Consider the following 23175-nt stretch of genomic DNA (forward strand, 5'->3'; position numbering starts at 1 on the left):
GCTCCTTTCCTCTGTATTTGAGCCAAAAATAATAAGCTCAAAGAGAACTTTTAATCTAAGGTACTAAAAATACTCTTTCAACTTACTACACCGGCAGCCAGTTTATATTTCTTATACTGCCTGACAGCAAAATGCTCCGGGTTGTCTGCCTCCAATTCCTCAAACAACTCATCTACAGCATTTTTGAACGATTCATCATCCTCACGGGTTTCAGACGCATTGATGAATTCCAGCAGCGTGGAGAAGTTCTGCTCCTCCTCCGGGGCCTCATACCAAATATAGCCGATGAGCGCCGTATACAGCAGCCGCTCTGCCTTGATCCAGAAATCCTCGGAAGATTTTTCACCCTCCCCCTTGGTGTTGGCAATGATGGTGTTGACCAGTTTGAGAATATCCTTCTCACTGCGGATATAGTGGAAGGGGTTATAGTGCATGGATTTACGGAAGTTGATGGTATTCAGGACTTTTACCACATACCCCTCATTGACCAGCATTTTCCCGCACTCGATGATGATGGTGCCTTTCGGGTCCGTGACCACATAGGACACGTTTTTCGGCATCTGCATCAAATTCGGCTTCACATAGAAGCGCGTCTTGCCGGAACCGGAACCACCGATCACAATCACGTTTTTGTTCCTGGCGTATTTCGGATTCTTCGGGCGGCTGCTCATGGTCAGTCGTTCCGTCTGGGTCAGGATGATGTTATTCTCAAACACTGGGGCAATGTACGGCTCAATGTCCTTCGGCCCGCCCCATCGGGCGGAGCCGTATTCCTCACCGGGACGGTATTTTTTGGCGTTTTTATGCCGGAAGTAAAGGATCGCATAAAATGCGGCTGCGGCGATCACGCCGGCTCCCATGTCCATCAGGTGGATACTGGGTAGCGGATTTTGGAACGCCAGGCCAAAGTTCTGAAGCAGAACCATCAGCCGGGTAATAGCAGAATCCCCTGTACAGTGACGGTACAGCCATGCGCTTTTGTCGATCAGATAGAACACAATCGCAAATGGGATAAGTTTGGGAAGCAGCTTTTTGACCTGAACGCCCTGTAACTTTTCCCGGACAGCGGATGCCAGTTTCTGCCCCCAGGCGCTGCCCCCGGTCTGGTTGGAGGGTGCTTTTTTACGCGGCTTGCGAGCCGGCATAGCCCCCCGCCTGATTTTCCTGCTCATCGTTCCTGTCCCCTCTCTTTCTTGTGAGATTTTTCGCGTTCACGGTGCTTCGCGACGCGGTCTTTGGCAATCTGAAGTTTCTTGCGGATGGACATCTTCGGCTTTTTCTCCTTTTCCGCCGAGATGCCCGCATACTCCTTAAAGGCAGCGGTCATAACATCCACATCCCTGGCGCGGAAAAAGACCAGATACCGGGGCGGGGATGTGAAACTGTCTTTTTTCAGGCTGTAGTCAACGCCGTATTTTCGGGCCACGCGCTCAAAGGATTTGATATTGTTGTCCGTAATCTCAATGTTGGTAAGCTGACTTCCCTCCTTCATCATCTGTTTCAGGCTCTGCTTGCCCCGCCGGGTGACCGAGCTGCACCGTCTGATCGACGATTTCTGCTGATTCATTTCCGAAACCAGCTTTTTAAGCACCGCCTTCAGAACGCCCTCTGTAACCTTTGCCCCCTTGATACAAAGAGAGATGGTTTTTTCCGTGGTTTCCTCCTGCATTTGGTTTATCACCTCCTCGTTCCGGGAATTTTTCCTGTTTACCTGAATAAAAGCTGCAAACTCATGATATGACCTTGACTACTATTCCTCTCTTCTGCCGTAGAGATCATGGTTGACAAGGGCGCTGTAATAGCTGCTGATGGTAACCGGCGCATTGTACAGGGTAGCCAGTAAGTAGCGTTTGATGTTTTTGATCGCCGTGGTGTTTGATTTGAGACAATCTAAAACGTACTCAATATGGTCGCTGGTCAATTTCATCAGACGGCTTTTTACCACTTCAGCGGGCTTGTCCTCGCCGCAGACATGAAGATACTGTCGCTTGGAGCAGACCGTCTCCACAAGCAGCTCCAGAATTTCGTTGAGCACCTCTCCATCATATGGGTGGTTGGCCAACAGAACATCAAACTCCAACTGATCCAAAAAATAATCCCGATACTGTTTGTACTCATCCAATCCATCATATCCATCGTCGCCTTCCGGCGGATAGATAGGATTGATCTTGTTAAACTCAGTATTATTTATATTAGTCTTATTAGAGTGTCGTTCTGACATATCTAGAGATGTCGTTTTAACACTTTTAGAAGTGTCATTTTGACACTTCTGGAAATGTCGGTTCTGGAGCAGTGTTGAAAAGTTCTTCACATAGATGCGCGTCGGTTTGCCCTGTCCCTGGCGTTTGCGCTCAATCAGGCCATATTCACTGTCCAGTTCATTGAGCAGCTTCACCGCCTTCTTGTTGCCGCAGTTCAAATCTTCCATAATGCTGTCCACCGTGTAGTAGATAAACACACGGTTTTCCTCATCCACCCAGCCATTCCTGGCCGAGAGGGCAAGCCTGTCCAGCATCAGGCCATACAGGAGTTTGGCTTCCAGGGAGATTTCGCACAACGCTGGCTCTGTAAAGAAAGCCTTCGGGATGCGGTAAAACGCAAACTGCTCTGCACCTGCGCCATAGAAATAGGGCAAATCCGGCAGTTTTCTTACGCGATCCATTTTATCGCCAAAATTCCATGTTACTCATAATCCTGGTCCTCCCTCTTTTTTCTGCCCTGCATGATCTGTTTCATCTGGCCGTCCGCCAGTGTCGCAGCGCGGACACAGCAAAACATGACCAACACCAGCAGCAGAACCGCCAGGCCGATCATCCATTTCAGCATATCGCTCACATCCCTTCCTTTGATTTTGTGTCATAGCAGTCTCCGGCAGGCACTTCCGCCGGAATGACAACGGCACATTCATATGGCGGGGCCGGCAAAATGAACCGCCCCGCCACATGGTATCTACTGTTGTCAGTAGTTAACATTTGAGTGTTTGCCTGTGCTCATCCCAGACCCGTTCCTATCCCGATTCCCGCGACGTATTTTCCTGGCAAGACACGCAGAATGCACATTCAGTGCCAGGTATCTATCTGGGCAGGCTATTCAGTTGTCAAGGTACTGTGAAGGGAATGGCTTAACGCCTTTCCCTTCACTTCTCGGATTCTTTAATGGAGTTTTTCAAGCTATCTGCGTCAGATAATTTGAAAACTTGCAAAAGAGCTTTTAGACGCCTATATCCGCTGCCAAATGAAAAAAAGCCGCCTGCAAGTGATGATTTCACTCACAGGCGGCAAGCTGGATAAAAGAATATCAGGCTTTCTGCATCCCGTACTTTTCACTGAGGTAACTGGTCAGGCAGTTCTCAAGCGAGCATACCCCGGCAAACGTACAGGTAACGGTAAAGCTGTGATCCAGGTAGCGGTAGGGATTACCGATCTGGCTGAGATAGGATTTGACCCGCTCCTCATAGGGCAGGCTCGGATCGACCTGGATGCTACTGGTGTCCACCAGTTTTTCCGCATTCGCAGGCTTCATGTTGTTAGTCATCCTCCTCACCCCACTTCCTGGCGCAGCGGTTATAGACCCCACGCGGGATGCCAACTGCGTTGATTCCTTCTCTCCGGCGCACACGGGTGATGGCTTTCTTAATCATGTCGCTGACCGCCTGGTAGGAAACGCCAAGTTCGGACGCGATGTCCTTCGTGCCTCTCTGCTCGATAAAATAGAGGATGATTACATGCCGCTGCTTCGGCGTCATGTGACCAAGGAACTTCTTAACCTGCCTCACATCCTCCCGCTCGATCAGGTCGGTCAGACCGTCCCAGGTGAAATCGCCCATATTGCTGCAACGGTCAGCATATAGGCCATCCAGCGAAATCTGGTGGTGACGCTGTTTCCGTTCATAGTTGGCGTTCAGGCGATCTTCTGCTTCCAGATACAGGCGGGTATACCAGTTTTCGTTCTCGAAAACATCTTGAGCCACAGTTTCTTCATTTTCTTCCAATGCACCCCAGTATGTATAGCCGCCACAGTCATGGAGCCGGAACACGGTTGATTCCCGACCTCTGCGGCAAGCCACATACCCGTTCTGATAAACCGTGATCAGCATATCCGAAATCATCTCCCGGACAAGGATTCTTGCATCGGATTCCTCCAACTGCCGGATGCCCGGCACAGCAGCCTTCTTGCTGGGTACATTCTCTACCATAGACTTCAGATTTTTCAGTGTAAGCATAAAAGACCATCCTTCCTGCCTTGCGGCACGGGCGGCCTGGTGCTTACGTTGATCGCAAACGAAGAAAGGCAGCAAGAATGATCTCAGGCGCGCCCGTTTTTTTTAACGGGAGCCTAAGAACTCCTCTTGCTGCCTTATGCCAGCGGTGTTTTTCTCTATGTAAAGAGATGCGCTGTTCGTATTTGTAAAATGACTTGTCCGATGTTGCTCCAAACGGAGCCTTAAATCATCATAGGAACCATCCCCCTTCACATCTCAGACGTTTTCTGCTGCTTTAACAAGCTGGTCTAGAAACAAACTCTTGTTATCTCAATTATAGCTGGGCTTACTTGGGAAGTCTCCAAGCGACGGGCACAATCACGTCTCCAAGATGCACAATTATTTTTTTGTTTCTTAAAGGCTAATATTTGCAATGCAAATCTATCTTTACGTAACTCAAAGACGCGTGTATAATAAGATAAAGGAGTGATGGCTCATGCAAAAATCTAATAAGCACGAACAAATCCAAGCGATTAAACAACGCCTGAATGATGCTCTTAACCGGTCAAAGCTCAATATAAATCAACTAACTGACGCAATTAACGAATCCAATGACATTGAGGTAAACTATGGTACAGTCCGTAATGTTCTAGATCAAAGTAAAGATGCAATCGATTTAACTACCGTAATTGCTATCTGCCGATATCTTCACTTAGATACCGCCATGATACTATCCCGTCCAGGAACCAAGGATACAACATACCAAAGCAACGGAAACTTTCTTGCTTCTGGCAATTTCACTGTTCTTGATGATCCAAAATATTTTGGAGAATTTCACGGCTTCTTTTATTCGCCAAACCATAAAAGCCCTGAACTAATACGCTTTGATCTGGAAATCGCCCAAAAGAACGCTCAAGCAACAGCTACTATGCACTACCACGGACGACCTACTTCTGTCGAAGGCAAACCTTATACTGATCCACGCGTCTTGTATGGAACTCCCTATGTTGACGCACGACATTCAACAATCTTTTTGCTACTTACAAATGAAACGGGTGATTTCTATTTTTTATATTTCAATTGGCAACACTTTCGCTCACATGGACTCTATTTCCGCAGGGGGATTGCTCTAACTCCTTCATCGCTTCGAGACAATCCAGTATTATTCATGAATTTTGTTCTATTTGCACTTCCTATAGATGAGGCAGATACTTCATATGTCTCTGGCCTCTTAGCCGAAGTGTCGCCTTCCTTCTGCATATCCCAAGAAAAAGTCAATCAACTTCGTTCCAAGGAGCCCTTAATCGAATCTTTCTTTCAGGCATTTGGTTACATACTGGAACATGAGAAACAACCAATGTATACCATTAATGAAACACAGATTCTCAGCACATCTAATCCTCACATGGATGAAGTGGACGTGATTAAAGCAATGCTCCTACTAAAGGACGCTTCTCTTTCCCCAAAACGGATTGCATACGAAGATGTTGAAGCGTATGCCGCATTTAGCAAGAATTTTCTTCAAAAAGCTAAAAGGAAAGATTAAATAAAAAGCCGGAGCAGATAGAAAGTAACCGCCCTATAATCGCCCGTCCCGACAGACCCAGCTACCATCCAGGCAGACCATGTTGAGCATTTCAGAGACAAAAAGAGCTGCCGCAGCAAGTGCGGCAGTGAACTGACCCAGATTGTGCAGACAGTACAAAAAGAGCCCCTGGTGCAGGAATATTCGGTTTTAGCAGGAGTGGCGCAGCGAGAGCGGCGGCACTCCTGTTTTGCTTTGGATGCGCTCATGGTTGTAAAAGTGGATATAGCGGTCAATCATCTCGTCGGCTTCAAAGAAGGTCGCCGGTTTGTGGCGGTAGATACACTCCGTTTTGAGGATGGAGAAGAAATTTTCCGCCATAGCGTTGTCATACGAGTTCCCACGTCTTGACATCGAAGGCGTAATGCCGTATTGTTGAGTCAGCTTGAAATATGCTTGCGAGGTGTATTGAAAGCCTTGGTCGCTGTGGAGCTGCAACTCTGCGGCGACCTTCTTCTTTTCGTTGCGTACTGCCTGGCGGATGGTGTCCAGCACCAGGTTCACCGTTTGCTGTGTCGCAGTTTTGTAGGCCACAATGCTGTTGTCATACAGATCCCGGATCATGGACAGGTACAATACCCCCTGCTTCGTCTGAATATAAGAAATGTCAGTTACCCATTTGCAGTTGGGAGCCGCGGCTTGGAAATTTCGCTTGAGTAGATTTTGGTATTTATGTACGTGCTGGCCCATCTGCTGCCACTTTCTGCGGCGACGAATCTCTGCCAACAGGCCGTATTTCTTCATGACACGCAAAATGGTCTTGGGGTTGTGGTAAATCTCTTTGCTGCCTTTCAGCCACTGCCACATCCGTCGGTAGCCGTAGGTATGAAAACATTTTGCCTGCTGCTGTCGGATCGTTTCGGCAAGAGCAGCATCCTTTTCTGGCCGGTTCATCCGCTTTACAAAGCTGTAATAGCCGCTTCTCGATACTGAAAAGAATTTGCACATTACAACAATGGGATACTCTTTCCTGTGGCGGTAAATCACTGCATACTTTGCCTTTGCTCTCACTTCCTTCCTGTGGATCGCAGAAAATCCCGCAGCAGCTTATTTTCCATGCGCAGCCGCTGAATCTCGTAAGCCTGCTCTGCAACAATGTCCCTTGGCGAAGCAGCTTTTCTCTGCCGTCCTTTGGGCCGTATCGTGATTCCGGCTTCTCGCTTCCGTTGTTTGGCACGTTCCCGTTTCACAAGGCTTTTTACGACATACTTATCCCGAAAGCCAAAATACTCCGCTACTTCTCTCTGCGTTTTTCCCGATCCAAGCATAGCTTCGATTTCAGGCAACAATTCCTGCACATGTGTGTAATTCCTTTTTCCCATAGTAATACCCCCTGATGTAGTATTTCCATTTTCCTACATCAGGGGGTACTTTGTCTATTGTCCGTTTTTACTGGACCTGTTCACAGCTCGGAGTTCCAGGGGTGTTGTTAAACGATTTTGGTTATTCAGGTCAAGTGAGGATTCTTTCTTCCAAGTAGTTTCTCTGTATGTAGTTGGAAAAGATCTCTATGAACTGCACAGCAGACGGGCGATTGTCCAGTGGGTATCCTGCAATCTGTACCAGTCTGGCAGGATCGTTTTTCCATGCAATGTCAGACAGCTGCAAAAATCGCCATCCCAGCCCCATCTGCACGCAGTTTTAGCACCACCTTGCCGGAGTTTTAGCCCCACTTTCACGCACTGAAGCCCCAAAGCCTTATAATTGGTTTAGCACAGCCAAGCTGTGACTAAATCAATTGGAGGTTTCGTAATGACAAATTATCGGGAGATCTTGCGGTTAAGCAGTCTTCAGTACAGCCAGCGAACCATTGAATCAATGGCACACTGTTCCAGACATACGGTGCGAGATGTACTGCAGGCAGCAAAGGAACAAGGCATATCCTGGCCCCTCTCCGACGATGTCGCCAATGCCGATCTGGAACAGCTTCTCTTTCCGAACAGGCACAAAGCATCCAGTCAATATGCTGAGCCCGACTATCCGTACATCCACCGCGAACTGGCCCGGTCGGGCGTGACCCTGACGCTGCTGTGGGAAGAATACTGTGCGAGGTGTCAGGAGGCGGGCCAAAGGCCGTACATGAGTACTCAGTTTGGCGAACGGTACCGCCGCTGGGCGCGCATAACAAAAGCGACCATGCGCATCCAGCACAAGCCTGGAGATGCCATGCAGGTAGATTGGGCTGGAGACACCATTCCCATCCAGGACCCGGTCACAGGCGAACAAAGGGCAGCCTATTTGTTTGTTGCCGTTCTGCCCTGCAGCTACTACACCTATGCGGAAGCCTGCGACGACATGAAAACCGAGAACTGGCTGAACTGCCATGTCCACGCTTTTGACTTCTTCGGCGGTGTTGCACGGCTGCTGATCCCTGACAACTGCAAAACGGCCACGCTGTCCAACACCCGGTACGATGTGATTCTGAACCGCAGTTACCAGGAACTGGCTGAGCATTACGGTACCGCAATCGTACCGGCACGTGTCCGCAAGCCGAAGGACAAGAGTCCGGCGGAGGCATCCGTCCGCTTTGCCGAAACATGGATCGTGGCCGCTCTACGCGACCGCAAATTCTTTTCTTTGCGGGAATTGAATGAGGCAGTTGCTGAAAAGCTGGATGAGTTGAACAGCCGCCCGTTCAAGCAGATGGCTGGCTGCCGCCGAAGTGCCTATCTGGAAGAAGAGAAGCCCTATATGCTGCCGCTGCCGGTCAGTGCGTTTGAACCGGCCGTCTGGTCGGTTGCCAAGGTCGCCAACGACTATCTTGTTACGGATGGCAGGAACAAGTATTCTGTTCCCTATAACTTGATTGGCGAGCGCGTGGACATCCGCGTGACTAAAACAACGGTAGAGGTATTCTACCACGGCAACCGCGTAGCCAGTCACCGCCGGTTGCAGACTCGGCAGCGGGATCCGCTGGTGAAGCGCGAGCATATGCCGCCGGAACGCCAGAAATATCTCACCTACAACGCCGACGAGTTCAGCCGCTGGGCGATGTCGGTCGGTCCTATGACCGAGAAGGTAGCCGAACACTTCCTGAAGTCCGGTAAGGCCGCCGAGCAGGGCTACAAGGCCTGCGCTGGTCTGACCAAACTGGAACAGCGGTACGGCAAACAGCGGCTGGAGGCAGCCTGCTATTCGGGTCGGGAGAAACTAACCTTCAAGTGTCGGGCGTTCGAGACCAAATTTAGTCGGAAAAGATAAAGCCACTACCGATGCTCTTTTAAATCCTGTACACTGGAAAGTGCCAACAACCCAGAGGAAAGGAATAGCGATGAAAGAGCAAAATGGTAATGGCTTTGCACCAAGTATAGCACAAGCCATAGAAGAAATGAAGGCGTTCCAGGGAGACTCCTTTTCCCTGGAACGTATCAACTTGGCCGAATTAGAACGACGAACCGGCGTATCTCGTAGCAGACTGCGCAGACTCAAGAAAAACAGCTTCCAAGATTTGCCTCGGAGCACCAAAGGCAGTAAACATACGGTCACAAAACTCAGCGGTTATACCGGCCTGTTGGACAGTTTGTTGCGCCAAGGAGTCAAGAACTCCTCTGTAGTGTTGGAGCGTTTGCGACAGGCCGGTTTTGAAGGCGGGGCAACCATTGTAAAAGAGTATATCGCCGCCCACAAACACCTTATTCCAGCCAAGCGCCAGTTGGTTGCGGCGCAGGGAAACCGTGGCCGCCGGTACGTCACAAAGCCCGGTGAAGCTTACCAGATGGATTGGGGATTCACTGATGTTCTGGATTACAATGGGCAAACCTACCGAGTTGCCTGCTTTGCTATGATTTGCCACCATTGCGGACAGCGGTATATTGAGCTCTTCCCCAATGCCCGGCAGGAAAACCTGTTTATTGGGATGATCCACGCTTTCCAGTACATGGGGGTTCCGCGTTTTGTGTTAACCGACAACATGAAGAGCGTTGTACTGCACCGAGATCTGGATGGCCATCCAGTCTGGCAGAAAGACTACGAAGCCTTTATGCAGACCCTTACCTTCGAGACAAAACTTTGCAAGCCACGGCATCCCTTCACCAAGGGAAAAGTGGAGCGATTGGTGCGTTTTGTGAAGGACAATTTCCTGGCTGACCGGGTGTTCTGCGATCTTACAGACCTCAACTGGCAGGCGCTGGAATGGTGCAACAAACAGAACGGAACCTACCGCCGCACTGTGGATGGTGCGCCTCAAAAGATTCACGAAACCATATGTGGAGAACAATTGCGCATGGTTCCGGAGGATGCCGTCCGTTTCTATCTCTGTCCGGAAAGAAAAATATCCTTTGACGGCTTTGTAAATTACGAGGGTCGGCGTTTCGGAGTACCTTACAGCTATCCTGGCGCAACAGCCAGAGTGGAGCGCAACGGTGATTTATTACGTATCTATTCTGCTGACCTGAAAGTGCTGCTGGTTACACATACCGTTACCTGGAGCCGAACGGACAGTTTCTGCAACGGACAGTACGAACCCTTGGCACAGCCTGAAGAGTTTCCTACAGCACCCGTGCAAACACAGATTTTACAGCTTCCAAAATCCTCGCAGGATCTCTCCTTTGCCAAATTTGATTTTGACAAGGAGGACCAGGTATGAAGGAAACAATCTTTGAGCAGGTGGCAACCGCTGCCTCTGTTTTAAAGCTGGATCTTTCCGCAGAGGAATTTGCGCTGTTCGCGGAAGACCAGGAATTCTCAGAGACTGGATTAGAAGCCGTGCAAATGCTCTTTTCCTATCTCAGCGAAAAGAAGCAGCAGACCACTATCCAGACTTTGTTGAAACTGAGCCGCCTTCCTACAAAGGTGCCTAAAACCTTTGAGAACTTTGATTTCTCACTGCTCAAGGGGAAAGATGTGGAGCGTCTGAAGGTTCTGGCGTCCTTGAATGCCATCTACTCTCACCGAAACCTAGCCTTTATTGGTCCGGCAGGTACAGGTAAAACACATCTGGCACAGGCTTTCGGCTACGCCTGCTGCCAGCACGGATTGAAGACCTATTTCATTAAGGCATCTGAACTCCGGGACCGATTCACGGCAGCCAGACGTTCCGGAAAGACCGATTCCTGCCTCAACGGTCTTGTGCGCCCCTCTTGCCTGATTATTGACGAGATTGGCCACTGTGCCTTTGACAAAGAGAATACCCGGCTGTTCTTTGACCTGATTGACCGGCGATACAACAAAGAAGGCAGTTTCAATATGATCTTCACCAGCAACAAGAACCCGGCTCTCTGGCGCGAGGATTTTGAGGAAGACGCTACCTTGCTGTGTACGCTGGACCGCATCTTTGACGATGCTACTGTGTTTAAGCTGCGTGGTGAAAGTTTCCGGGGAAAGAAACTGGAGACCGTTTCTTTGCAAACAGGCAAGATACCTGCGGTTGAGCCGGTAGTGGCGCAGGAATAACCAATTTATGAGTGCTGGGTTGTTGGCACTCTTTTTATTTATTCTGCTGGCTCCGACTTTTCCGACAAAAATTGGTTAAATACTCCCGACAAAATATGGTCGCGATCTCCCGACGCCAACACTGCGGCAAAACTCTGGGATAAGGTACAATAAGTTTCGCAAATTGAAAAGTAGTTAAAAAGAGACATGGTTTGCAGCCCTCTGGTAGAATGAAGTCACGACACACCATTCTGAAAGGAGACAACAAACCATGTCCGAAAAGATTGTACAGCTTAACGAGGAAGTAATCAAGGGTCAAATCAAAGAACTGGTACGAGGCAGCGTAGAGGAAACCCTCAACGAACTGCTGGAGGCCGAGGCGGAGAAGCTGACCCAGGCGGCCCGGTACGAGCGCAATGAGCAGCGTCAGGGCTATCGCAGCGGCCACTACAACCGTAACCTCACCACCACTTCCGGGGACGTCACTCTCAAGGTTCCCAAACTCAAGGGAATCTCTTTTGAAACCGCCATCATTGAGCGGTATCGCCGCCGGGAGAGCAGCGTGGAAGAAGCCCTCATTGAGATGTACCTGGCAGGCGTATCCGTTCGGCGTGTGGAGGATATTACCGAGGCCCTCTGGGGTAGCAAAGTCTCTCCCTCCACTATAAGTGAGTTAAACAAGAAAGCGTATGTCCACATCGAGGATTGGCGGAACCGTCCTCTGCAAGGCGGACGATATCCGTATGTCTATGTGGATGGGATCTATCTGCGCCGTAACTGGGGCGGCGAATTTGAAAACGTAGCCATTCTTGTGGCAATTGCGGTCAATGAGGACGGATACCGTGAGGTTCTGGGTGCCGCCGAGGGCATGAAGGAGGACAAGTCCAGCTGGGTCAGCTTCTTCCAGTGGCTGCGTGGCCGAGGTCTGGACGGTGTGAAACTCATTGTTGGAGACAAGTGCCTTGGTATGCTGGAGGCCGTGGGAGAAGTATTCCCCGAAGCCAAGTACCAGCGCTGTACCGTCCACTTTTACCGCAATGTATTCTCGGTCACGCCTCGCTCCAAGGTGAAGCTGGTGGCAAAGATGCTCAAGGCGGTCCACGCCCAGGAAAGCAAGAAAGCAGCCCGGGAAAAGGCCAAAGCTGTGGTGGAAGAACTGCGCTCCATGAAACTGAAAGAGGCGGCCAAGAAGGTAGAGGATGGCATTGAGGAGACGCTGACCTACTGCGATTTTCCCAGCGAGCACTGGACTCGCATCCGTACCAATAACGTTATTGAACGACTCAACCGGGAGATCCGCCGCCGTACCCGTGTGGTGGGCAGTTTCCCGGACGGCAATTCCGCCCTTATGCTGGTCTGTGCCCGGCTGCGCCATGTGGCCGGCACCCAGTGGGGCAACAAGAAGTACATGAACATGAAGCACCTGGAGGCAGCCCTTGAAGATGCCTCCATTGCTGGCTGACTTCACTCATGCCAGACCCTGCAAACCATTTTGCGAAAAATACTTGACACTACCGGGCACAGGCGATGTAAGTCTTGCCGTTGCCAGAGGTTCCCTTGAGGATAATGTGGTGGTCTTCGTCAATGTACTGGCAGGTGGCAAACCGCAGCATCTGTGCCTTGTCCAGCTTTCGGTCCTCGTGGTATTCAATGCCTTCTACAGTGGCAGACGGCACGGCGAAGCGTGGATTGCGGATAAACCGGTTCAGTTTGTTGCTCTGGCGTCGGTTCCATTCCGCATTTACCAGCAAGCCCAGGCGCTCCTCGAAGCCCAGTTCATTGAACGTGGGGTCTTTCAACTGGTTGGCGAACTCCGCTGCCATAGCGGTCATCTTCATTGCCGTGAGCATATCCATCGTTGCCTGGTTCAGCATCAGCGGTCACCTCCCTTCCGGAAGTAGGCCGCGCCGCGGGTAATGCCGTAGCTATTGGCTTTGGACTGCGACAGTTGGCTCTCGGCCTTGTCCGGCTTGTCCAGGTCATTTTTCAGAATGCTGGCAATGGTGCGCAGCGAGGGCGTGGTGCTGTACGCCAGAGTTTGGTAGTGTCAAGTATTTTTCGCAAAATGGTTTGCAGGGTCTGGCATGAGTGAAGTCAGCCAGCAATGGAGGCATCTTCAAGGGCTGCCTCCAGGTGCTTCATGTTCATGTACTTCTTGTTGCCCCACTGGGTGCCGGCCACATGGCGCAGCCGGGCACAGACCAGCATAAGGGCGGAATTGCCGTCCGGGAAACTGCCCACCACACGGGTACGGCGGCGGATCTCCCGGTTGAGTCGTTCAATAACGTTATTGGTACGGATGCGAGTCCAGTGCTCGCTGGGAAAATCGCAGTAGGTCAGCGTCTCCTCAGGTAGTGTCAAGTATTTTTCGCAAAATGGTTTGCAGGGTCTGGCATGAGTGAAGTCAGCCAGCAATGGAGGCATCTTCAAGGGCTGCCTCCAGGTGCTTCATGTTCATGTACTTCTTGTTGCCCCACTGGGTGCCGGCCACATGGCGCAGCCGGGCACAGACCAGCATAAGGGCGGAATTGCCGTCCGGGAAACTGCCCACCACACGGGTACGGCGGCGGATCTCCCGGTTGAGTCGTTCAATAACGTTATTGGTACGGATGCGAGTCCAGTGCTCGCTGGGAAAATCGCAGTAGGTCAGCGTCTCCTCAATGCCATCCTCTACCTTCTTGGCCGCCTCTTTCAGTTTCATGGAGCGCAGTTCTTCCACCACAGCTTTGGCCTTTTCCCGGGCTGCTTTCTTGCTTTCCTGGGCGTGGACCGCCTTGAGCATCTTTGCCACCAGCTTCACCTTGGAGCGAGGCGTGACCGAGAATACATTGCGGTAAAAGTGGACGGTACAGCGCTGGTACTTGGCTTCGGGGAATACTTCTCCCACGGCCTCCAGCATACCAAGGCACTTGTCTCCAACAATGAGTTTCACACCGTCCAGACCTCGGCCACGCAGCCACTGGAAGAAGCTGACCCAGCTGGACTTGTCCTCCTTCATGCCCTCGGCGGCACCCAGAACCTCACGGTATCCGTCCTCATTGACCGCAATTGCCACAAGAATGGCTACGTTTTCAAATTCGCCGCCCCAGTTACGGCGCAGATAGATCCCATCCACATAGACATACGGATATCGTCCGCCTTGCAGAGGACGGTTCCGCCAATCCTCGATGTGGACATACGCTTTCTTGTTTAACTCACTTATAGTGGAGGGAGAGACTTTGCTACCCCAGAGGGCCTCGGTAATATCCTCCACACGCCGAACGGATACGCCTGCCAGGTACATCTCAATGAGGGCTTCTTCCACGCTGCTCTCCCGGCGGCGATACCGCTCAATGATGGCGGTTTCAAAAGAGATTCCCTTGAGTTTGGGAACCTTGAGAGTGACGTCCCCGGAAGTGGTGGTGAGGTTACGGTTGTAGTGGCCGCTGCGATAGCCCTGACGCTGCTCATTGCGCTCGTACCGGGCCGCCTGGGTCAGCTTCTCCGCCTCGGCCTCCAGCAGTTCGTTGAGGGTTTCCTCTACGCTGCCTCGTACCAGTTCTTTGATTTGACCCTTGATTACTTCCTCGTTAAGCTGTACAATCTTTTCGGACATGGTTTGTTGTCTCCTTTCAGAATGGTGTGTCGTGACTTCATTCTACCAGAGGGCTGCAAACCATGTCTCTTTTTAACTACTTTTCAATTTGCGAAACTTATTGTACCTTATCTTCCTGGGCGTGGACCGCCTTGAGCATCTTTGCCACCAGCTTCACCTTGGAGCGAGGCGTGACCGAGAATACATTGCGGTAAAAGTGGACGGTACAGCGCTGGTACTTGGCTTCGGGGAATACTTCTCCCACGGCCTCCAGCATACCAAGGCACTTGTCTCCAACAATGAGTTTCACACCGTCCAGACCTCGGCCACGCAGCCACTGGAAGAAGCTGACCCAGCTGGACTTGTCCTCCTTCATGCCCTCGGCGGCACCCAGAACCTCACGGTATCCGTCCTCATTGACCGCAATTGCCACAAGAATGGCTACGTTTTCAAATTCGCCGCCCCAGTTACGGCGCAGATAGATCCCATCCACATAGACATACGGATATCGTCCGCCTTGCAGAGGACGGTTCCGCCAATCCTCGATGTGGACATACGCTTTCTTGTTTAACTCACTTATAGTGGAGGGAGAGACTTTGCTACCCCAGAGGGCCTCGGTAATATCCTCCACACGCCGAACGGATACGCCTGCCAGGTACATCTCAATGAGGGCTTCTTCCACGCTGCTCTCCCGGCGGCGATACCGCTCAATGATGGCGGTTTCAAAAGAGATTCCCTTGAGTTTGGGAACCTTGAGAGTGACGTCCCCGGAAGTGGTGGTGAGGTTACGGTTGTAGTGGCCGCTGCGATAGCCCTGACGCTGCTCATTGCGCTCGTACCGGGCCGCCTGGGTCAGCTTCTCCGCCTCGGCCTCCAGCAGTTCGTTGAGGGTTTCCTCTACGCTGCCTCGTACCAGTTCTTTGATTTGACCCTTGATTACTTCCTCGTTAAGCTGTACAATCTTTTCGGACATGGTTTGTTGTCTCCTTTCAGAATGGTGTGTCGTGACTTCATTCTACCAGAGGGCTGCAAACCATGTCTCTTTTTAACTACTTTTCAATTTGCGAAACTTATTGTACCTTATCTTTCTAAATTTTCTAAACAATATCGGTAGCAAGACACCAAACGGAATAAACATAATAATGTTTTCAACAAACATAGCGTGCATATGAAAGGTATGTCCCCATGTTTCAAACAAGACCAAGCTAATAGCCTTTCTGCTCCCAGGTTCCCTGCATAAGAAAGCTATGCGAAAAATAACGAGAATGTACGCTAAGAAAAAGGCAAATGAAATTCTATGTTTTATTGTGCTCTTCTTTCCACATAACCAGCTAACAGCAAATACAATGCATCCACTGAAGAAGATGGTTGGAATCAAGTATGACACGGGTTGTCTGAAATCTTGAATTAATGATTTTATGTACCACTTGATTACCAATCACCTCTTTCTATTAACTCATCTTTTCTTACCAACCATCCACGGAGCAATGCGCACAACAACCTCATAAGCCACGCTGCAAATTATCATCGTAGCCACAACAACAATCATCGCAAGCAGAAAGTCCTCTCTCACGGCATCTGTTCCCTTGTGCAACGGAATTGATACAATCTTAACTACAATCCGATATACAGGACCGTGAATGCAAAGAACAATCAGAGAGATTCTACCGAAATACTGCAGAATTCTATTTTCGTTGATGAACAGAGAAATCAGAATCATAGAAGCCACGCCAATAAGTGCCGTCACAAACCACATGATTCCCGTGGTTAAGTTGTGGAGGGACAAGAAGAAATTTAAGATAATCAAAACTACAGCAGCCATTCCTGTTCTTATCTTTCTGTCCACAATTCTTGTTTCTCTCCCCGCCAAGAGAACACCTACAGCATAAAATCCTATGTACTTGAACACACGGTTAAATCCCCAAGGAAGTTCTGGCATCGGAAGAACCACATAAACCAAGCTCATCAGAACAACTGCAATATAAGCAAATTTTCTTCCGCCCAGATTGACCAGTATATTGAAAAGAGCTACCGTTACAAAAAAACACGGCAAAAACCACAGATGAACGTTGAAGTCCAAATTGTCATAGCAACCCGAAAATAGTCCTAGGAGAGAATCCATGAAGCTCATATCCGAATCCCGGAATCTTCTCTCTATCACTTGCCAATATAAAAGTACTAGCAAACCGAACGAGAAATACGGAACAACTATGGTCTGGATTCTCCTCTTTATGTCTGTTAAAACTGATTTTTCTTTATACACCCAACCTGCTGCCAAAAAGAAAAGTGGCATATGGAAGGAATACAGCCAGTTAAAAACGGTTCGATTAGAATAGATATGTCCTATTGCAACAAGAACAATACCTATACCTTTTAGTACATCAAGCCATGATAATCGTTCTGCTCTGCTCTGCTCTGCTCTGCTCTGCTCTGCTCTGCTCTGCTCTGCTCTGCTCTGCTCTGCTCTGCTCTGCTCTGCTCTCAAGATTTTATTTCTCCCTTTCCTTTAGTCAATACCCGCGTACAAATTTTCCACTTTAATCACCCTTTCTTAATTTTGCCCTTATTCAGAAATGTCTTAATCATTTCTCGATTGTAAAACAAAAAGACAATCCCCATTATGCTCATCAGTAGGAATCTGATGATAAAGTGGTCAAACAGCGCCATAAATATACCGCTCAACAAAGCTACACCAATAAACGAACCCACAAAAAATTTATTATCATACAGATTAACTTTGAGTAAAAATCTAGTAATACAGAAATGTGCGACAAGTAGTACAATGTAACTAAACAGTGTTGTATACGCTGCCGCCACAAACCCATATTTACCCACAAAAACTATATTTAAGCCAATATTAAGTGCAGCTGCAATAACCGTTCCGTATGATGCATATTTTGTCTTTTTCAAATGGAGTTCCACATTAATATAATGTGTATACAGGAACTGGCAAACAACACCCAGTACAATTGGCGGAACAGCCCACACGCCAGACTTATATTCTTCTGGTCCCAAAAGAGAAATCATCTCCGGCGCTAATGATACACATCCAACACCGATAAAACAGCCTAACACTGTCAACTTATTCGCGTTTTTCTTTATTTGCTCATAATTTCCAACATAGTAATTATCATGGAACCACGGTTGCCACGCTTGGTTGACAGCACTCATAACAACATTTATCAGCAGTGCATACTGATAAGCAAGTGTATAAATTCCTGTAGCCTCTGCTCCAACCAATTTGGCTATCACTACCCTATCAGATGTTGACAAAGCATTTAGGGACAGTGAATGAATAATCATAGGCGCTGAAATTGTCAGAGCATATTTCCAATGACTTGTGTTTATACTTAATCTTCCATTGTTCAGTCCGCTTATCCAGTAATAGACACCCAAAGCAACTGTTGGAATCGCCGATCCAATAACTTTTCCGTAGTATTTATTCGTCGGCATTACATAAATAAGCACTAAAGAAGCTAAAACCGTAGTCACTGAAATAAAAATCATTATCGCTATATTCTCTTTATAACGATACTCATATCTATAATTGGCCTGTGCAAAAGAAACAGCCGGTGAAAACAGAAGATATACCGCTAAGATCATCAATAAGCCATAATTCATCTCTGTCAAAGCTGATATTTGCGGCAAGAAGATACCACAAAAGGAAAATAGTATCACCGAAAACAGACCACTCAAAACCTGTAAAGAACCAACATACTTTTTTAGCCCTGATCCATAATCTTGCTTCGCCCGTCCAATGCTCATCTCTAAGTCCAATGAACAAATAATTAACATTAGCGAATACCACGAGCTAAAAGTCGATGCAACACCATAATCATGCGTAGAGAGAAGTCTAGTATAAATTGGCATAGTGATTACGGAAATTGCCTTTACAAAAACTGTTGATATCGTATACCATACACCAGCTTTTAGTACTTTCTCTCCACTCTCTATTTTTTTACCACTTTCTTGCATTATTATCTCCATGTTAGTTTTTATTTTTTTCCTGAAAGAAAGCGTTTCACTTTTGCAGTTCCTGTGTTTCCAAGCAGTTTTTTTGCTAATTCTTTTGCCATTCCAGAAGATGAAACTTCTATACTCGATGCAATATTAAAGGCCTCTCTATCGTCTGCCGCATCAGTAAAAACCTCAAAAATTATAGGCTTATCTTTGTTTTCAGAACTTACAAATTCAGGATACACTTCTTTGAATTCGTCCTTGCTTTCTGCAGTCATGTATTCAAAACCAAGATCTTCAGCAAAGTGACGAACAAGACTTTTTGACTTGTTTCCAAAGTGTCCAGCAGCAGCTATAAATTTATCTGTTTCTTCATCTCCAAAAAAACGGTATCCGGGCGCTCCCTGTAGTTTCATAACACCGCCGCTGTTATTATTAATTAATAGAATTCTGACATTATTCTTGATACTGCGGTTTCCTAAAGAGTTCAAATCATAGAAAAATGTCAAATCGCCCAAAACACAAAAGCACAGTTCTTCTTTTACCAGCGATGTTCCTATGAATGCCGACATAATACCATCAATACCTCTACACCCAACATTACTGCTAGATTTTACTGAATCAGGAAAATCAAACAGAGTCCATGCACGAATAGTATTGCTCACACCAATATGAATATAAGAATTTTCTGGCAAATTTGGAGCAATTTTAGAGGCTATATACACATTAGAAAATGGAAGTTTGCTTTCATCAATTAATATGTTTTCAGTTGTTTCTTTGCATTTTTGCAAAAACACTTCTTTCATGTCATCCAATTTTTCATTGCCCACATAGTTAGAAAAAAAGTTGATTTCTTCCATTTCAAAAACCGCACTTAACTTCTTAAACGTATCACGCAATTCTCCATCCGGATTAACTCTCCATACCTCCCGAACAGCCTTAAATCTTGCCATTGCTGGCCCATCTCCTGCTGCTCCACCAATATGCACAAGCAAAGAAATTCCATTAAAAATATCAAATCCTGATTTTTGAAATGCTACTAATCCTGCATGTACAGCATATTTCCCGTGGTATCCACTTGTATGGTCACAAAAGACAACTGCATCATATTTCCCGCAAAAAGAATCTATAGCCTTCGTTTCTTTCTCCGAAAACTCATTATGGCTTCCAATAAAAATTGCGGTTCTGCCCTCCGGTACTGCCGGAAGTATGTCTTTGTAGCTATATCTATTAATCATGCGAGAGTCCGGGAGTTGAGTCAAATCAAACTGGTAATCATCATTGCAGCACGGCAAATCAATATGGACAGGTCCTCCCCCTCTATGTCTTAATGCAAGCAAAGCCTTATTTACTTCAATTTCCGTTTGCCACACATCTTCTTTGTCTTTAATAATCGGCAACCGGACTTTCATAACTAAAGCATCACGAGCAGAAACACTGCGGTCAATAATCTGAGGTTGTAAATGTCCTATTTCTGCATAACGATGAACACCCGTAACTGCCAAAACCGGAAGTTTTCTGTGATATGCTTCTGTTAAGCCGGGATAATAATCTCTTGATGCTGTAGCCTCTGTGCAAGTGATAATAACTGGTTCTTTCGTTGCTGCTGCCATCCCGCATGCCATGTATGCAGCACTACGTTCATCAACAGCTGAATATAGTTCAAACTCTCCGCAGTATTGTAATCCGGCTGCAAATTCCAAATTCGTCGTTCCCGGAGAAATTATTGCACGCTTAATTCCATGCTTTCGTAATAATGCAATAAGAATTTGCACACTCGTATTATTAGTGTATCCTGTAATCATATCATTTGCTCCTTTTCTCAATTTGATAATACTTGAAATTCAATCCCCGTTTAGAACAAAACTTTGGTATTTCAGAGTCTGGGCACAACATTTCATTTATCTTTTTTCCCTTATTATCTGCTCTCATCAACAAACAAATTGATTTGACTGGTTCAGCAAATAGTGGAAATTTGTTGAGTAATTTTTTTATCTTCAGTCCAAGCCTCTTAATTGTTATATCGTGAAACCACATTGTATCAAAGCAGGTATAGCCATTTAGCGCACCCTTTGGGCTAGTAATAATTACCGTTCCACCATCTCTTAAAATACTAAACGTATGTCTTAATATTTCTTTTGATGCTTGCAACGATCTTTCTGGTGATAGAATTACGAAGACAGAACTGCCATCATCAACTAGCGAATGTACATCTATGTATTCACCAATAATTAAAAAGTCAACATTTCTTATAGTTCCCGTCGCATTCATTTGATTTACATTATTTTTTAATTTTTTATATAATGCAAAATTAACCGCTATATATATGCCAATTAGTATCAGAACTGCAAATAGGAACCATAAATGTTTTATAAAACATATCACTAATATGAATACCCAAAGGCATCCACCAATCATCAACAATTTTAATAACCTGGACATAACCACGACTCCAAATACATTTTATAGTTTTCATTGATTAAATTAATCAGAGAAATATCCTCTGGCTCTAAATCAAAATTCAACAAGTTACTGTATTCCTGTATCCTTGACACCTTTTTAGTCGTAAACACCGGAATCACTCCTGTACTTATATGCCAGCGCATAATAATTTGTCCAATATTACGATTATATTTATCCTCCAACGATTTAAGTGCCGTATTGTTGCGAATCTTTGGATTCATCTTGCACAATGGGGAATATGCTTGTACAGTGATGTTTTTAGACTTAAAGTATTCAACATCTTCATCACAAGTTCTTAGCGGATGTCGCTCAATTTGAACAATATCAACCTTATGATCATGTGCAAGTAATTCATCGATATGGCGCTTTCTAACATTACACACACCAATATTCCTTATCAATCCATTGTTCTTTGCACATTCAAGACTATGCAGAGTATTTTCCAAATACTCCGGAATCGGCCAATGTATCAAAACCGCGTCAAAATAACTTACTCCAAGATTTTTACCACTGTGACTTAAATATTCGCTAACATCCCCGCTTTTCTCTTGCATCTGCCAAGGATCAATCTTTGTCTGTACCCAGCATTCTGATCGGCTTACAATTTTTTCCTGTTCTAAGTCGGATATAACCTTTCCTAATAGACTTTCTGTTCCATAACTTGGTGCCGTATCAAAAGCGTTAATCCCATTGCAAATGCAGCTTTGAACGATACTTTTAAATTCAATGTAATCCTTACTCGACGACAAACCTGTTCCAAGGATCAGTTTAACTTGATCTAATTCAGTCATACTCACTCCCCACTAGTCTTTCTCTCCAAAATTTCTATAACAGCCGCTGTCGTTTCATACGATTTTTCTTTCATAGTGCAGTGAAGCGATTTCAGCCTATCTTTATATTCCTCATAATTGTCCACAAGCATATTATATCTATCTTCAAGTTCTTTCGCTTCCAGATTATTAATATCTATGCAATACTCATCTAAACCAACAGATTTAATAAATCCTTTCATTTTTTGTTCATAAGATATTGAAATAAACGGAGTCCCCATTTTAGCCGAAAAGATATTACTATGATAACGCATTCCGACAACTGCGTACAATTTTCCTATCAAAAACTGCTGAAAATAAGAATCATAAGTATCAACATTGGCCGCGACCATAAAACAGTCTTCTGAATACATATACTTGCTCATTGTCACAGTATCGTTTGAGGTTCCATATAATTGAGGTATAAAAATTATGCCGTATCCCTCATTGATTCTTTTCTTAATAAATTCTTTAAATACCGTAGGAATCTTCTTGACATGTTCATTATCTTTATACGACGGGTGCCAATCTAATTCAGTAATTGTAATTCCAATACACCGACTATGTTTTGACATAAAGTCAGTCAACTCTGTATATCTAACAAGTTTGTTTTGATTTAATTCTAAATCAACATCATGCTGCAAAGCTGAATCTAATGTTTGAATTGCCCTTACTTCCGGAACAAAATCATTCACATATTGTAGAGAAATCGGATCACGTACAATAACCCGTTCTGCACCTAGTAGTATTTTCTTGCGATCAATATTTTTCTTCCGATCTTTAAACGGCCCCATAGATGGTGCATAAAACATATAAGGAATATTATTCTTTTTTACAATATCCAAAGTCCACAAATAAAAAAATTCGACACCCTTATATATATCGCCGATTGAAGGTCCTCCTGGCGCATGTATTACCAAGTCAGCAGATTTTAAGGTATTCATAAATTCCTTCCCAGCCTTTGTAAAAACACATTTTCCTGCTGTTAAATGCGCCAAGACAAACTCTACTTGAGCTATCCGATTATGTACTTTCGGAAAGCGATCAATTAGTTCCACTTGCTGCGGCATATTAGGATAGGGTGTCACACCATTTAATGCAATCGTAATTTTGGCTTCAGGATATTTCGTCAATAGTTCATCAACCATTGCTTTGACCGCTGCCTCATCACCTCTATTCGCCGTGTGAGCGTGTATTACTAATATATTCATATCAC

At 46.5% G+C, this 23175-nt stretch carries 21 protein-coding genes and 2 pseudogenes; 5 read left to right on the forward strand and 18 right to left on the reverse strand.

Annotation, left to right across the window (positions count from 1 at the left end; genetic code table 11):
- Positions 1-77: 77 nt before the first annotated feature.
- From KE531_18655 to KE531_18680, 6 genes are all read right to left on the reverse strand, one after another.
- Complete coding sequence (locus KE531_18655) at positions 78-1145, reverse strand: type IV secretory system conjugative DNA transfer family protein (GenBank protein MBR9955618.1); 1068 nt, start codon at positions 1143-1145, stop codon at positions 78-80.
- 23 nt (positions 1146-1168) lie between these two features.
- Positions 1169-1669: a PcfB family protein gene (locus KE531_18660; protein ID MBR9955619.1), complete on the reverse strand. Its 501-nt coding sequence runs from the start codon at positions 1667-1669 to the stop codon at positions 1169-1171.
- A gap of 81 nt (positions 1670-1750) precedes the next feature.
- A complete protein-coding gene (locus KE531_18665; GenBank protein MBR9955620.1) occupies positions 1751-2662 on the reverse strand; it encodes a replication initiator protein A in 912 nt (303 codons plus the stop codon).
- Positions 2663-2682: 20 nt separating this feature from the next.
- Positions 2683-2835, reverse strand: a complete 153-nt coding sequence (locus tag KE531_18670) for a hypothetical protein (GenBank protein ID MBR9955621.1) — start codon at positions 2833-2835, stop codon at positions 2683-2685.
- A 462-nt stretch (positions 2836-3297) separates the two neighbouring features.
- Positions 3298-3534 (reverse strand): hypothetical protein, encoded by a 237-nt coding sequence (locus KE531_18675; GenBank protein MBR9955622.1) that lies wholly within the window; start codon positions 3532-3534, stop codon positions 3298-3300.
- The gene (locus KE531_18680) at positions 3527-4222 is read right to left on the reverse strand and encodes a sigma-70 family RNA polymerase sigma factor (GenBank protein MBR9955623.1); all 696 of its coding nucleotides are present in this window, start codon (positions 4220-4222) and stop codon (positions 3527-3529) included. Before KE531_18680 ends, KE531_18675 begins: the two co-directional genes overlap by 8 nt.
- A 475-nt stretch (positions 4223-4697) precedes the next feature.
- On the opposite strand from KE531_18680, the gene KE531_18685 reads away from it, so the two are divergent.
- Positions 4698-5747: a hypothetical protein gene (locus tag KE531_18685; protein MBR9955624.1), complete on the forward strand. Its 1050-nt coding sequence runs from the start codon at positions 4698-4700 to the stop codon at positions 5745-5747.
- Between the two features lie 189 nt (positions 5748-5936).
- On the opposite strand, the gene KE531_18690 is transcribed toward KE531_18685, so the two are convergent.
- Complete coding sequence (locus KE531_18690) at positions 5937-6797, reverse strand: IS3 family transposase (protein MBR9955625.1); 861 nt, start codon at positions 6795-6797, stop codon at positions 5937-5939.
- The gene (locus KE531_18695; protein MBR9955626.1) at positions 6794-7108 is read right to left on the reverse strand and encodes an imidazolonepropionase; all 315 of its coding nucleotides are present in this window, start codon (positions 7106-7108) and stop codon (positions 6794-6796) included. The genes KE531_18690 and KE531_18695 overlap by 4 nt, the downstream gene beginning before the upstream one ends.
- A gap of 430 nt (positions 7109-7538) precedes the next feature.
- Here KE531_18695 and istA (KE531_18700) point away from each other — a divergent pair, with 430 nt between their 5' ends.
- From istA (KE531_18700) to KE531_18715, 4 genes are all read left to right on the forward strand, one after another.
- Positions 7539-8987, forward strand: a complete 1449-nt coding sequence (gene istA, locus KE531_18700) for an IS21 family transposase (protein ID MBR9955627.1) — start codon at positions 7539-7541, stop codon at positions 8985-8987.
- Between the two features lie 70 nt (positions 8988-9057).
- On the forward strand, positions 9058-10371 hold the full coding sequence (gene istA, locus KE531_18705; protein MBR9955628.1) for an IS21 family transposase: 1314 nt from the start codon (positions 9058-9060) through the stop codon (positions 10369-10371).
- Positions 10368-11177, forward strand: a complete 810-nt coding sequence (locus tag KE531_18710; GenBank protein ID MBR9955629.1) for an ATP-binding protein — start codon at positions 10368-10370, stop codon at positions 11175-11177. Before istA (KE531_18705) ends, KE531_18710 begins: the two co-directional genes overlap by 4 nt.
- Positions 11178-11427: 250 nt before the next feature.
- Positions 11428-12618, forward strand: coding sequence for an IS256 family transposase (locus KE531_18715; protein ID MBR9955630.1), 1191 nt, complete (start codon positions 11428-11430; stop codon positions 12616-12618).
- 49 nt (positions 12619-12667) lie between these two features.
- On the opposite strand, the gene KE531_18720 is transcribed toward KE531_18715, so the two are convergent.
- From KE531_18720 to KE531_18765, 10 genes and pseudogenes are all read right to left on the reverse strand, one after another.
- Complete coding sequence (locus KE531_18720) at positions 12668-13030, reverse strand: IstB-like ATP-binding domain-containing protein (GenBank protein ID MBR9955631.1); 363 nt, start codon at positions 13028-13030, stop codon at positions 12668-12670.
- A gap of 220 nt (positions 13031-13250) precedes the next feature.
- Positions 13251-13505: pseudogene (locus KE531_18725) on the reverse strand (transposase).
- 55 nt (positions 13506-13560) lie between these two features.
- Positions 13561-14751: an IS256 family transposase gene (locus KE531_18730; GenBank protein MBR9955632.1), complete on the reverse strand. Its 1191-nt coding sequence runs from the start codon at positions 14749-14751 to the stop codon at positions 13561-13563.
- A gap of 106 nt (positions 14752-14857) precedes the next feature.
- Positions 14858-15703: pseudogene (locus tag KE531_18735) on the reverse strand (IS256 family transposase).
- 483 nt (positions 15704-16186) lie between these two features.
- Positions 16187-17215, reverse strand: a complete 1029-nt coding sequence (locus tag KE531_18740) for an acyltransferase family protein (GenBank protein ID MBR9955633.1) — start codon at positions 17213-17215, stop codon at positions 16187-16189.
- 56 nt (positions 17216-17271) lie between these two features.
- Positions 17272-18705, reverse strand: a complete 1434-nt coding sequence (locus tag KE531_18745) for an oligosaccharide flippase family protein (GenBank protein ID MBR9955634.1) — start codon at positions 18703-18705, stop codon at positions 17272-17274.
- 20 nt (positions 18706-18725) lie between these two features.
- Positions 18726-20492, reverse strand: coding sequence for a hypothetical protein (locus KE531_18750; GenBank protein MBR9955635.1), 1767 nt, complete (start codon positions 20490-20492; stop codon positions 18726-18728).
- A 1-nt stretch (position 20493) separates the two neighbouring features.
- Positions 20494-21129, reverse strand: coding sequence for a hypothetical protein (locus tag KE531_18755; protein ID MBR9955636.1), 636 nt, complete (start codon positions 21127-21129; stop codon positions 20494-20496).
- Positions 21114-21941, reverse strand: coding sequence for an aldo/keto reductase (locus KE531_18760; GenBank protein ID MBR9955637.1), 828 nt, complete (start codon positions 21939-21941; stop codon positions 21114-21116). The genes KE531_18755 and KE531_18760 overlap by 16 nt, the downstream gene beginning before the upstream one ends.
- A gap of 2 nt (positions 21942-21943) precedes the next feature.
- Entirely contained in the window at positions 21944-23170 is a 1227-nt protein-coding gene (locus KE531_18765; protein ID MBR9955638.1) for a polysaccharide pyruvyl transferase family protein, read from the reverse strand.
- Positions 23171-23175 lie beyond the last annotated feature (5 nt).

It is taken from the genome of Eubacteriaceae bacterium Marseille-Q4139 (assembly GCA_018223415.1).
Classification (GTDB): Bacteria; Bacillota; Clostridia; order Lachnospirales; family Lachnospiraceae; genus CABSIM01.